This is a genomic window from Rhodopseudomonas palustris BisB18 (assembly GCF_000013745.1).
GTDB lineage: Bacteria > Pseudomonadota > Alphaproteobacteria > Rhizobiales > Xanthobacteraceae > Rhodopseudomonas_A > Rhodopseudomonas_A palustris_F.
On record NC_007925.1, the window covers coordinates 2,454,781 to 2,467,072 of the forward strand.

Sequence of the window (12,292 nt, forward strand, 5' to 3'; positions counted from 1 at the left end):
CTGGCTGGCATTGTTATTCCGCTGCGTGGATGGCCGTTCCGACTGCTGATGATTTTCCGCTGCCGCGGTATCGCAAAGACTAGACGGCCGTGTCGGGGGCGTGACAAATCAGCGTCGCGGCAACCAAGAAACGCCAAGGCAGGAAACCATGACAAGGACCAGCTTCGCCACCCATGAGGTATGGAACCAGTCGCCGCCGTTCGAGGACGTCGATCTGTTCGCGCTCGACCGGCCGCTGGCCGATGCGGTGGCGGCGTATGGCGGGGCGTCGGCGGCGGCTGAATTGTCCGAATTCGGCCGCGAATGGGGCTCGGCTGAGATGGCGGAGCGCGGTCGGCTCGCCAACGAGAACACGCCGAAGCTGAAGAGTTTCGATGCTCGCGGCCTGCGCCGCGACGAGGTCGAGTTTCATCCGGCCTATCACGAGGTGATGGCGGCGAGCATGCGCGCCGGGCTGCACAACTCGACCTGGGATGCGCAGGGCAAGCCCGCCGGCGGCGCCGCGGAAGTGATCCGCGCGGCAAAATTCTACATGGCTGCGCCGGTGGAGTCCGGGCATCTGTGCCCGATTACTATGACCCGCGCCGCGGTCGGCGCGCTATCGGCGCAGCCGGATCTGTTGCAGCAACTGATGCCGGTGATCGCCACGCGTAGTTACGATGCGAGCTTCAAGCCGTGGCAGCAGAAGCGCGGCATGACGCTCGGCATGGGCATGACCGAGAAGCAGGGCGGCACCGACGTGCGTTCCAACTCCACCCGCGCCGTGCGCGATGGCGACGCCTATCGGCTGATCGGCCACAAATGGTTCATGTCGGCGCCGATGAGCGACGCTTTCCTGGTGCTGGCGCAGGCCGAGGGCGGACTGACCTGTTTCTTCACCCCGCGTTTTGCGCCGGACGGTTCGGTCAACGCGCTGCAATTCCAGCGGCTGAAGGATAAGCTCGGCAACCGCTCCAACGCGTCCTCGGAGGTCGAGTTCACCGGCGCCTATGCGCAGCGCGTCGGCGGCGAGGGCCGCGGCATCCGCACCATCATCGAGATGGTGCAATTGACGCGGCAGGATTGCGCGATCTCCTCGGTCGGCTTCATGCGCGCCGGATTGGCGCAGGCGCTGCATCACGCGCGGCATCGCAGCGTATTTCAGAAGCGGCTCGCCGATCAGCCGTTGATGCAGGCGGTGCTCGCCGACATGGCGCTGCAGGTCGAGGCGTCGGTCGCGCTGGTGATGCGGCTGTGCGCCGCGTTCGATCGTGCCGGCAGCGACGAGGTCGCGGCCGCCTGGATGCGCTTACTGACGCCGGCGGTGAAATACTGGATCTGCAAGAGCGCGCCGCCGTTTCTCTACGAGGCGATGGAGTGTCTCGGCGGCAACGGTTACGTCGAAGAGGGCGTGTTGGCGCGGCTGTATCGCGAGGCTCCGGTCAACGCGATCTGGGAAGGCTCCGGCAACGTGATGTGCCTCGACGTGCTGCGCGCGCTGTCGCGCGAGCCGGATCTGGCCGCAGCCGTGCTGCAGAACCTGGTTGCGGAAACCAAAGGCCTGCCTGGTGCGGCGGAGGCGGCGGCGTTGGTCGGCAAGACCTTTCAACGCCCGGACAGCGAGCGCGTGGCGCGGCTCTCGGTCGAGACCTTGGCCAAGCTCGCAGCCGCGGCGGCGTTGAACGGCGTGCATCCGGAGCACGCAGAGCTGTTTGCCGCGACGAGACTGGTGCCGTCATTGGGCGACATGTACGGCGCTATCGACTTGGACACCGCGCAGACGCGCCGGCTGTTGGAGCGCACGCTGCCGTTGCCATAGGCGGTGACCGGTCGCAGCCGGGGAACCAAACGAGGAGTGATCGATTGGTCTGGTGCCTGACTGACGGGCCACCTTCCGACATATGGAGAGTTTGATGCTGCTTCCTCAGGGAACAATCGTGGCTGTGGCCGACGGCGAGAAGTTCAATCTGTTTCAGAACACCGGCGACGAGGCCAACCCGGCGCTGACCGCGCTGCCCGAGGCGGATATCGAGAGCGCCAACAAGGGATCAGGCTCAAGCCATCAAAACAGCTCGTCCAATCCGGACGAGAGCCAGGCCGCCGAAGACGGCTTCGCCGGCGGCATCGCCGATCTCTTGAACAAGCGGGTGCTCGACGGCAAGATCGCCGACCTGGTGATCATCGCCGCGCCGCGAACGCTCGGCGAATTGCGCAAAAGCTACCACAAGAAATTGGCCGACGTGCTGCGCGGCGAGATCTCCAAGGATCTCACCGGTCACCCGCTGCACGACATCGAGAAGACCATCGCGGCGGCGTAACCTCACGCCACCAGCGTGATGAACAACGGCATGGTGAGCGCCGCGAGGCTGGTTTGCAGGGTCAAGATCTGTGCCAGCAGCGGTGCGTCGCCGCCCATTTGCCGAGCCAGGATATAACCGTTCGAGGCGCTCGGCACCGAGGCGCAGCACGCCACCACCGCGAGGTTGGTGCCCGACAGGCCGAAAGCGAGGCCGAAACCGGTGCCGAGCAGCGGCATCACGGCAAGCTTCAGTCCAACGGTGATGAGCGCGGCGGGCTTCGGCTTGCGGAGCCCTTCGAGATGCAGTCCGGCGCCGACCACCAAGAGCCCCAGCGCCAGCGAGCAGCGTCCCAGTGCGTCGGCAAATTCATGCAGTGGCCGCGGCACAGATATCTGCGACAGATTGATCGCCAGCCCCAGCAGGCAGGCCCAGATCAGCGGGTTGCGGGCGATCGCGAGCAGAATGCTCGGCCAAGACAGCCGCATTGGCGCGGCGTAGCGCGCCAACACGCCGACGCTGAACACGTTGAGCAGCGGGATCATCGCCACCATGGCCACCGAGGCGAGCGTAATGCCGATGTCGTCATAGAGATTGCCGGCGACCGACAGCGCCACGAAGCTCTGCCAGCGGGTGGCGCCCTGAAACACCGAGGTGAAGGCCGGGCCATCGAGGCCGAGCCGCGCAGCCAGCAACGGCCGCAACGCCAGGCACAGCGCCGACATCGCCACCACCGCCAGCAGCAAGGCGCCGCCGACCCCGGCGACCGGCACCGCTGCCAAGTTGGCGCGCGACAGCGTATCGATCAGCAGCGCCGGAAACAGCACGTAATAGACCAGTTGCTCAATGCCGCTCCACGACTTGTCCTCGGTGAGCAACATCCGCCGCAGCACATGGCCGAGCACGATCAACAGGAACACCGGCACCAGCGCGCCAAACACAGTCAGCATGTCAGTCAGTCCGGGGTGCGGCGTTGAGCACGGTGAGCCGGTCGAGCGCGCCTTGCAGGATGAAGATCGCAGCGTGCTCGTCGATCACCTTGGCGCGCTTGGCGCGGCTGACGTCGTTGGCGATCAATTCGCGCTCCACCGCCGAGGTCGAGAGCCGCTCGTCCCACAGCCCGATCGGCAAATCGGTGAGTCTCGCGAAATTGCGCGCGAAGGCGCGGGTCGATTGCGCGCGCGGGCCTTCACTGCCGTCCATGTTGATCGGCAGGCCGAGCACGAAGCCGACCGCGTTGCGTTGCCCGGCGAGCAGCAATAGCCGCGCCGCGTTGGCCTTGAAGGCGGTGTGAATGATGGTCTCGACGCCGGTGGCGAGCCGGCGATCGGGGTCCGACACCGCAACCCCGATGGTCTTGGTGCCGAGGTCGAGGCCGATCAGCGCACCGCGCGCGGGCCACTGCGCGGCGGCTTCGATCAATGGGAGGATAGGAGCGGGCATCGCCTCGCATAGCAGCCCGGGGTCGTGGCGGAAAGCTGATCCCGCAAAGCAGCCAGCCGGACGCGATTCCGAGCGATGCCACTGCATTGACCACCACGGGGATTGATTTAATCCGCGTGCCGCCTTCTTTTGGGCGATATCATATGTCATCTGGATAACAGTTGATATTTCGATTGCATCTGCCTCCGGATGCTGATCGATGGAAGGAAACCTCATGACCGAATCCACCTCTAGGCCGATCCCGTCGGTTCCCGGCACGCCCCCGATTGAGGCCGACGCTGGCGCCGCCTTCTGGCGCAAAGGGCCGAACGACACGCTGCCACCGCCCGACATGGTCGGTCCCTACATGCGCAACCGTCCGGTTCCGTTGGAGCCGGTGGATGGGCGCAAGGCCTGGATCATCGGCAGCGGCATCGCTGGGCTGTCCGCCGCGTTCTACTTGATGCGCGACGGCGGCATGAAAGGCGAGGACATCACCATCCTCGATACGATGACGATCGCCGGCGGCTCGCTCGACGGCGCCGGCAATGCCGACCAAGGCTACATCATTCGCGGCGGCCGCGAGATGAATTTCAACTACGACAATTTCTGGGACGTGTTTCAGGACGTGCCGGCGCTGGAATTGCCCAATGGCTTTAGCGTTCTCGACGAATACCGGCTGGTGAACGACAACGATCCAAACTGGTCGAAGGCGCGGCTGATGCACAAGCAGGGCCAGATCCGCGACTTCTCGACGCTGGGCCTGAGCAAGCTGCACCAGTGGGAAATCGTCAAACTGCTGCTCAAGCGCAAGGAAGAGCTCGACGACATCACCATCGAGCAATATTTCAGCGAGAGCTTTCTCGAAACGAACTTCTGGTATCTGTGGCGCTCGATGTTCGCCTTCGAGAATTGGCAGAGCCTTCTGGAGATGAAGCTCTACATGCATCGCTTCCTCGATGCGATCGACGGGCTGACCGACATGTCGGCCTTGGTGTTCCCGAAATACAATCAGTACGATAGTTTCGTGGTGCCGCTGACGCGGCTTCTCAAGGAGAAGGGCGTCAAGGTGCAGTTCGGCACAAGGGCCTATGACCTCGCCATGGTCGAGGAGGGCGGCCGTCGCACCGTGACCGCGATCCGCTGCAAGAAGGACGGCAAGGACGACAGCATCGCCATAGGTCCGAAGGATGTGGTGTTCGCACTGACCGGCTCGATGACCGAAGGCACCGCTTACGGCGACATGGACACCGCCCCGGTGCTGGCCCGCGGCAACGCCGAGCCCGGCGAGGACAGCGACTGGGTGCTTTGGAAGAACCTGGCGAAGACCTCGCCGGTGTTCGGCAAGCCGGAAAAATTCTACGGCAATGTGGCCGGCTCGATGTGGGAATCGGCGACGCTGACCTGCAGGCCGTCGCCCTTGGTCGACAAGCTGAAGGAATTGTCGGTCAACGATCCGTTCTCCGGCAAGACGGTGACCGGCGGAATCATCACCTTCACCGATTCCAACTGGGTGCTGAGCTTCACCTGCAACCGCCAACCGCATTTCCCGACCCAGCCCAACGACGTGCTGGTGCTGTGGGTCTATGCGCTGCTGATGGACAAGGACGGCAACTACGTCAAAAAGCCGATGCCGGCTTGCACCGGCCGGGAAATTCTGGCGGAGCTCTGCTATCATCTCGGCATCGTCGACCAGCTCGATGCGGTTGCCGCCAAGACCAAGGTTCGGCTGGCGCTGATGCCCTACATCACCGCGCAATTCATGCCGCGGGCTGCCGGCGACCGGCCCCGCGTCGTCCCCGAGGGGTGCACCAACCTGGCTTTGCTGGGGCAATTCGTGGAGACCAGCAACGACATCATCTTCACCATGGAGGCCTCGGTGCGCACCGCGCGGATCGGTGTCTACACGCTGCTCGGCCTGCCCAAGCAGGTCGCCGATATCAGCCCGACGCAATACGACATCCGCAACCTGATGAAGGGCGCGCGCGCGTTGAACAACAACGAGCCGTTCCCCGGCGAGCGGTTGCTGCATCGGCTGCTCGACAACACCTATTACGCCCACATTCTTCCGCCGTTGCCCGAGCAGGACGACACGCTGCGAGAACGGGCCGAAGCCGAATTGTCCACTCTGCTCGGCAAAGGAAGTCAGGCGCTCGGCGCGGTGTATGGCTGGCTCGACCGATTGCGGGATGGCAGCAGCAACACATCGAAATAACCAAACGGCGGAAGCGGGCGGCGCGCCGCCTGCTTCCGCTCACGACTTTTCACTGGGACACACCACATGCGCAAGACGCGGGAACAAAGCCGGCTGGAGACCCGGGAGCGCCTGATCGCTTCGGCCCATGCGGCGATCAGGCGGGATGGCATCGGCGGCCTGTCGCTGCGTCGGCTGTGCGAGGAGGCCGGTTATTCGCAAGGCGCGTTCTATTCGAATTTTGCCAGCCGCGACGATCTGCTGCTGGCGTTGATGGAGCGCCATGTGCTCGCCGAAGTGGAAACGCTGCGGCGCCTTGTCCAAGTGACCCATGGTAAGGTGTTGGACGACGTGTTGGCAACGGTCGCGGCGCGCCTTGCCGATCTGGCGAAGCAAACCGAATGGTCGCTGCTGGCGATCGAACTGCAACTGCATGCCCAGCGCGATGCCGATTTCGCCGACGCCTACAACGCGGCAAAGATCAGCTATCATGCCGAATTCGCCTTGCTGGTCGACGAGATTTTGCGGCGGCATAAGCTTCTGCCGGCGCTGCCGCCGCTGCAGATCGCCATCGGGCTTTACGCGCTTTGGTCGGGGCTCGCCGTTCAGGGGACCGTGCCCGGCGCTGGACCGCGAGATGAGATCTTCCTTGCCTTTCTGCGTGCGATTATCGGCGGATCGCCATCGAACCGCTGACGCTGCGGCTTAAGGCGCCGAACCAGGGTGTCCGTCGGCATCGTCGCATGGGCACGCCGCTGCCCTTGGCTATCCGGGCCATCGACGGAATTGGGAATGGCCGGCAAATATAGCTAGTGTGGGTCAGCCGAGACCGATTCCGTTCGCAATCATCCTGAAAGACACGCCATGGACGCGCTGACGCTGTTCGGATTGCTCGCGGTGACCGCGATGCTGATCTGCTATGCGATGGAAGAGCGCAGCCATTGGTATGTGCTGGGCTTCGCAGTTGCCTGCGGGTTGGGCTCGATCTACGGTTTTATGCAGGGCGCCTGGCCGTTCGGGCTGGTCGAGGCGATCTGGGCCGGGGTGGCGCTGCGGCGCTGGATGCTGAAGCCGCGAGCATTGCAGGCCGATCGCGGATAGCAGTGGCCGTTTGGGCCATGTTAGACTGCCGGACCGGCAACGACGCCTAAGGCAGACCTCCCTCCGTTTTCTATCAGCAAGCGAGCAGACCCGTGATGTGGCCGAACCGCCGACTTCTCGAACTCTTCAACATCGAACTGCCGATCGTGCAGGCGCCGATGGCCGCGGCGCAGGACGCCGACATCATGATCGGTGCCGCGACCGCGGGCGCGTTGCCGTCGCTGCCCTGTGCGATGCTGTCGGCGGAGACAATCCGCGAGCAGGTTGGCATCGTCCGGCAGCGGCTGCGCACGCCGGTCAATCTGAATTTCTTCTGCCACACCGCGGTCGACGCCGATCCACAGCGCGAGGTGGGCTGGAAGCGGCGCCTGGGCGCTTATTACAATGAGTACGGCGTCGATCCCGCGGCGCCGCTTGCCGCCGCCAACCGCGCGCCGTTCGACGCCGCGATGTGCGACCTCGTCGAGGAGCTGAAGCCGGAAGTGGTCAGCTTCCATTTCGGACTGCCGCAGCCTTCATTGCTCGACCGGGTCAAAGCCGCGGGCGCCAAGGTGATCGCGTCGGCGACCATCGTGCGTGAGGCGATCTGGCTCGAGGAACGCGGCGTCGACGCGATCATCGCGCAGGGCGCTGAGGCCGGCGGCCATCGCGGCATGTTTCTCACCGAGGCCATTGCGGAGCAGCCCGGGCTGTTCGCACTGTTGCCGCAAGTGGTCGACGCGGTGCATGTGCCGGTGATCGCCGCCGGCGGCATCGCCGATGGCCGCGGCATCGCCGCAGCCTTCGCGCTGGGCGCATCGGGGGTGCAGATCGGCAGCGCCTATCTGCGCTGCCCGGAGTCCAAATTGAGCGGGTTGGCGCGCGCCGCGCTCGGGCAGGCGCGCGACGACTCCACCGTGATCACCAATGTGATGACCGGGCGACCGGCTCGCGGCATCGTCAACCGGCTGATGCGCGAGGTCGGACCGCTCTCGGCGGACGCGCCGGCCTTTCCACATGCCGCCACCGCCTTGGCGCCGCTGAAGGCCGCCGCGGAAAAACACGGCAGGGCCGATTTCAGCAATCTGTGGGCCGGGCAGGCGGTACGGCTCGGCCACGACTTGCCGGCGGCGGAACTGACCCGCGCGCTGGCTGGCGCGGCTCTGCTGCGGCTCAGCCAGCTCAACGGCCACGCCGCCCCGGTTGCGGCGCAAAACCTCCCTCTGCTATAGGGCGGCTGCAGATCTTCCGGGAAGGCTCTCACAATGTCCGTCGATGCCACCACCGTCCGCCGTATCGCGCATCTGGCTCGGATCGCGGTGACCGATGCCGAGGTCCCGCATTTGCAGGGCGAACTGAATGCGATGCTGGCTTTCGTCGAGCAGTTGGGTGAGGTCGACGTCGACGGGGTCGAGCCGATGACCTCGGTGACGCCGATGCAGATGAAGAAGCGCGTCGACGCAGTTAACGACGGCGAGATCGCCGACCAGGTGGTGGCCAACGCGCCGGCGACCGAGGACCATTTCTTTCTGGTGCCCAAGGTCGTCGAATAGCGCGGCAACAGGAGACCGGAAATCCGATGTGCCTGCTCTGCAACGATGAAGCGGCCTATCTGGCCTATATGAACTACCTCGACGCGATGCAGCGCCAGGGCGAGGCCGCCGATCCCGAAAAGGCGATGGGCGCGGTGCTCGACCAGCTGCAGAAGGCGGCCGTGGCGAAGCCCGTGGCGCCGGAAGACGACAAGACGCTGTCGCCGTTCTTCTGCAGCCCGGTCAACAAATAATCCGCGTCGCCTTGCGGAGCTGCAGCCGCGCTTGCGGCTCACGCCTTCTTCAGCTTGCGGACGCGGCGCAGGTCGGCGTTGATCTGCGACTGCCAGCCGGCGCCGAGCGCGCGATAGGCTTCCAGAACGTCGGCATCGAGCCGCAGCGTCACCGAGCTTTTCGGCCTGGCGCCGAGCGGCGGCCGGCCGCGGCGGACCACCTTGTCGCCGTCGCGGAACACGGCGCGATCGAGCATGGCGTCGGTCAATTCCGGTCCGTCGTCCGGATCGACCCATGGCTTACGTTTGCTTGAAGCGATCGAGGAGCTTTTTTTCCTCTCGGGCATGAAAGTACCTCGTCGAAATGACGTGGCGGTGCTCGCCACGTTGGGTCCAGACCATCATCACCATGCGACGGTCCAGCCACCCGACGGTGATTTCGCGTTTCTCGCCGTGACCGATCTGGTCGCTGGTAAAGGTTGCGGTCTTGCCGGCGAACACCTTTGCGGCGTCGGTGGCGAAATCGATGCCGCGTTCCTTCAGGGTGATCTTGCGTTTGGCCGGATCGAAGGTGATCGCCATGCGGAGCCATTAACCAATAAGTAGTTACGCAATTCGGTCCCGTCAACACATATGTCACTACGGAAATCTCGCCGGCACAATTGCTTCATTTTCGACCAGCGCTGTGCTAGCCAGCCGGCTTGGTCGACACCCGGTTGGGTCACTGCGCTTGCGGGTATCGGTCCAATGAAATCAATCACCTAGGTTGTAACCTCGCAATGACCGACCTGACATCGCTGACGCTCGCCGAGGCCCGTGACGGGCTGGCGGCCAAATCCTTCAGCTCGCTGCAACTGACCGACGCCCATCTTGCGGCGATCGAAGCCGCGCGGGTGCTGAACGCCTTTGTGCTGGAGACGCCGGACCAGGCGCGTAGCATGGCGAAAGCCGCCGATGCCAAGATAGCCAAAGGCGAGGGCGGGCCGCTCGAAGGCCTGCCGCTCGGCATCAAGGATTTGTTCGCAACCTCGGGCGTGCGCACCACCGCCTGCTCGAAGATCCTCGACGACTTCACGCCGCCGTATGAGTCGACCGTGACCTCGCAGCTGTGGCGCGACGGCGCGGTGCTGCTCGGCAAGTTGAACAACGACGAATTCGCGATGGGCTCCTCGAACGAGACCTCCTGCTTCGGCCCGGTGGTCAATCCGTGGCGGCGCGAAGGCTCCGACGCCAAGCTGGTGCCCGGCGGCTCGTCGGGCGGCTCGGCTTCGGCGGTTGCGGCCGGGCTGTGCCTCGGCGCCACCGCGACCGACACCGGCGGCTCGATCCGGCAGCCGGCGGCCTTCACCGGCACGGTCGGCATCAAGCCGACCTATGGCCGCTGCTCGCGCTGGGGCATCGTGGCGTTCGCCTCCTCGCTCGACCAGGCCGGGCCGATCGCCCGCACGGTGCGCGACAGCGCGATCCTGTTGCGCTCGATGGCCGGCTACGATGCCAAGGACACCACCTCGGTGGATCGGGCGGTGCCGGACTACGAGGCCGCGGTCGGCCGCTCGGTGAAGGGCATGAAGATCGGCATTCCGAAGGAGTACCGCATCGGCGGCATGCCGGCCGAGATCGAGGCGCTGTGGAAGCAGGGCGCCGACTGGCTGAAGGCCGCCGGCGCGGAACTGGTCGAGGTGTCGCTGCCGCACACCAAATACGCGCTGCCGGCCTATTATATCGTGGCACCCGCGGAAGCCTCCTCAAATCTCGCACGCTATGACGGCGTGCGCTACGGCGCCCGGGTCAATGGCCGCAACATCACCGAGATGTATGAAAACACCCGCGCGCAGGGCTTCGGCGCCGAAGTCATACGTCGCATCATGATCGGCACCTATGTGCTGTCGGCGGGCTATTACGACGCCTATTATCTGCGCGCGCAGAAGGTCCGCACGCTGATCAAGCGTGATTTCGAAGAGTGCTTTGCCAAGGGGGTCTCGGCGATCCTGACTCCCGCGACGCCGTCGGCGGCGTTTGGGATCGGCGAGAAGGGCGGAGCCGATCCGGTGGAAATGTACCTCAACGACATCTTCACGGTGACGGTGAACATGGCCGGGCTGCCCGGCATCGCGGTTCCCGCCGGCCGCGACTCGCAGGGCCTGCCGCTCGGGTTGCAACTGATCGGCCGTCCGTTCGACGAGGAAACGCTGTTCTCGCTGGGCGAGGTGATCGAGCAGGCCGCGGGCCGTTTCACCGCGGCAAAATGGTGGATTTGACCGTCAGGCATGGTTCTTGCGTTGCGTTTTGCAATGTGATTGGTCATGATTTGTCGATGAGAATGGGTCGCGGATGAGCGCTGACGAGGGACTGCCAGCTTCCGAACAGGTCGATCAGATTCTGGGCTCGTCGAAGCTCGTCTCGGCGATCGAGAACGACAAATACAAGCATCTGCTGGACGCCGTCCCGGTGGCGGTCGCGGTGTCGCGCGGCACCGGCGACGAGCAGAGCATGGTCTACGCCAACCGGGCCTTCGAGCAGCTGCTGTCGCTGCCGCCGTCCGAGGTCGAGGGCCAACGCTGGGTGTTTCTCGACGGCTTTCGCGACGAAGACAACCCCTCGCGCACGCTGGGCGAGGCGATCCGCGACAGCGAGGATTTCATCGGAGTGTTTCGCCCGGTGGCGCCGGCCGACCGCTTGGTGATCGTGCAGGCCTATGCCTCGGTGATCGAGAGCGACGACGGCGTGGAGAATTTCCGCATCGCAGCTCTGGTCGATGTCGCCGGCCGCGAGCGGGCGCAGATCGAGCAGTTCGAAAACCAGATTCGCGATCGCGACATGCTGATGCGCGAATTGCAGCACCGGGTGAAGAACAATCTGCAGCTGATCACCGCGCTGGTGCGCCTTGAGGCGCGCTCGGCGGCGGAAGGGGAATCGGTGGCGCTGGCGCGGTTGGCGAGCCGGATCGATGCTCTGACCGTGCTATACCGCATCCTGTCGGCGGAAAACGCCGTCGGCGATATCGATCTTGGCCAGTATCTGGCGGACGTCGCCGACGCGGTGATGCAGGCGAACGCCATGCCGTCGATCGAAATCAACGTGCAGGCCAGTTATTGCCCGCTGTCGATCAACATCGCGATGCCGGCCGGATTGCTTGTCAACGAGATGCTGACCAACGCGCTGAAATATGCTTTCGTCGGGCGCAGCAGCGGCAAGATCAAGCTGATCTGCAGCTCGGACGCCGGCCGCGTCACCGTGATCGTCTCCGACGACGGCGTCGGGCTCGGCGACAATGTGGAATGGCCGTCGCCGCGCAAGCTCGGCGCCCTGATCCTGCAGACGCTGAAGGAGAACGCCAAGAACGTCACGTTCCGCGCTGAGAGCATTCGCGGCCAGGGGACGTTCTTCACTTTCGGTTTCGACCTCGTCGCGGCGCCGGCCCCGAATTGAGCGCATCGGTCCGCCTTGCTCGAGCCTTGTTGGAGGCGTCGATCATCGGCCGGCCACACGGTTCATTAAGGTGAACTGAACCTTTCGTCCGCACAGTCCCGGCTTCGCCAGGCTGCAGAGCGGCTC

General features: G+C 64.7%; 14 protein-coding genes. 10 read left to right on the forward strand and 4 right to left on the reverse strand.

Annotation, left to right across the window (positions count from 1 at the left end):
* The first annotated feature begins 148 nt into the window (after positions 1-148).
* Entirely contained in the window at positions 149-1,798 is a 1,650-nt protein-coding gene (locus RPC_RS11245) for an acyl-CoA dehydrogenase family protein (RefSeq protein ID WP_011472705.1), read from the forward strand.
* A 94-nt stretch (positions 1,799-1,892) separates the two neighbouring features.
* Positions 1,893-2,297, forward strand: a complete 405-nt coding sequence (locus RPC_RS11250; protein WP_011472706.1) for a host attachment family protein — start codon at positions 1,893-1,895, stop codon at positions 2,295-2,297.
* Between the two features lie 2 nt (positions 2,298-2,299).
* Here RPC_RS11250 and RPC_RS11255 read toward each other — a convergent pair whose 3' ends face one another.
* Together RPC_RS11255 and ruvX are read right to left on the reverse strand one after the other, a co-directional pair.
* Positions 2,300-3,226 (reverse strand): AEC family transporter, encoded by a 927-nt coding sequence (locus RPC_RS11255; protein WP_011472707.1) that lies wholly within the window; start codon positions 3,224-3,226, stop codon positions 2,300-2,302.
* A gap of 1 nt (position 3,227) precedes the next feature.
* The gene (ruvX, locus tag RPC_RS11260) at positions 3,228-3,719 is read right to left on the reverse strand and encodes a Holliday junction resolvase RuvX (protein WP_011472708.1); all 492 of its coding nucleotides are present in this window, start codon (positions 3,717-3,719) and stop codon (positions 3,228-3,230) included.
* Positions 3,720-3,933: 214 nt separating this feature from the next.
* On the opposite strand from ruvX, the gene RPC_RS11265 reads away from it, so the two are divergent.
* The 6 genes from RPC_RS11265 to RPC_RS11290 all read left to right on the forward strand — a co-directional run bounded on the left by RPC_RS11265 (position 3,934) and on the right by RPC_RS11290 (position 8,758).
* Positions 3,934-5,913, forward strand: coding sequence for an oleate hydratase (locus RPC_RS11265; protein ID WP_011472709.1), 1,980 nt, complete (start codon positions 3,934-3,936; stop codon positions 5,911-5,913).
* A 66-nt stretch (positions 5,914-5,979) separates the two neighbouring features.
* A complete protein-coding gene (locus RPC_RS11270; RefSeq protein ID WP_011472710.1) occupies positions 5,980-6,588 on the forward strand; it encodes a TetR/AcrR family transcriptional regulator in 609 nt (202 codons plus the stop codon).
* A 168-nt stretch (positions 6,589-6,756) separates the two neighbouring features.
* Positions 6,757-6,993, forward strand: a complete 237-nt coding sequence (locus RPC_RS11275; RefSeq protein ID WP_011472711.1) for a hypothetical protein — start codon at positions 6,757-6,759, stop codon at positions 6,991-6,993.
* Positions 6,994-7,088: 95 nt separating this feature from the next.
* The gene (locus tag RPC_RS11280) at positions 7,089-8,204 is read left to right on the forward strand and encodes an NAD(P)H-dependent flavin oxidoreductase (RefSeq protein ID WP_011472712.1); all 1,116 of its coding nucleotides are present in this window, start codon (positions 7,089-7,091) and stop codon (positions 8,202-8,204) included.
* A gap of 33 nt (positions 8,205-8,237) precedes the next feature.
* Entirely contained in the window at positions 8,238-8,525 is a 288-nt protein-coding gene (gene gatC, locus RPC_RS11285; protein ID WP_011472713.1) for an Asp-tRNA(Asn)/Glu-tRNA(Gln) amidotransferase subunit GatC, read from the forward strand.
* A gap of 26 nt (positions 8,526-8,551) precedes the next feature.
* Positions 8,552-8,758 carry a hypothetical protein gene (locus RPC_RS11290; protein ID WP_011472714.1) on the forward strand — a complete coding sequence of 69 codons (207 nt, stop codon included), beginning with the start codon at positions 8,552-8,554 and terminating at the stop codon, positions 8,756-8,758.
* 38 nt (positions 8,759-8,796) lie between these two features.
* Here RPC_RS11290 and RPC_RS11295 read toward each other — a convergent pair whose 3' ends face one another.
* Positions 8,797-9,006 carry a BrnA antitoxin family protein gene (locus RPC_RS11295; RefSeq protein WP_011472715.1) on the reverse strand — a complete coding sequence of 70 codons (210 nt, stop codon included), beginning with the start codon at positions 9,004-9,006 and terminating at the stop codon, positions 8,797-8,799.
* 31 nt (positions 9,007-9,037) lie between these two features.
* The gene (locus RPC_RS11300; RefSeq protein ID WP_011472716.1) at positions 9,038-9,319 is read right to left on the reverse strand and encodes a BrnT family toxin; all 282 of its coding nucleotides are present in this window, start codon (positions 9,317-9,319) and stop codon (positions 9,038-9,040) included.
* 197 nt (positions 9,320-9,516) lie between these two features.
* Between RPC_RS11300 and gatA the strand changes: the two genes are divergently transcribed.
* Positions 9,517-10,995 carry an Asp-tRNA(Asn)/Glu-tRNA(Gln) amidotransferase subunit GatA gene (gene gatA, locus RPC_RS11305; RefSeq protein ID WP_011472717.1) on the forward strand — a complete coding sequence of 493 codons (1,479 nt, stop codon included), beginning with the start codon at positions 9,517-9,519 and terminating at the stop codon, positions 10,993-10,995.
* 73 nt (positions 10,996-11,068) lie between these two features.
* The gene (locus tag RPC_RS11310) at positions 11,069-12,166 is read left to right on the forward strand and encodes a sensor histidine kinase (protein WP_011472718.1); all 1,098 of its coding nucleotides are present in this window, start codon (positions 11,069-11,071) and stop codon (positions 12,164-12,166) included.
* The last annotated feature ends 126 nt before the right edge of the window (positions 12,167-12,292 follow it).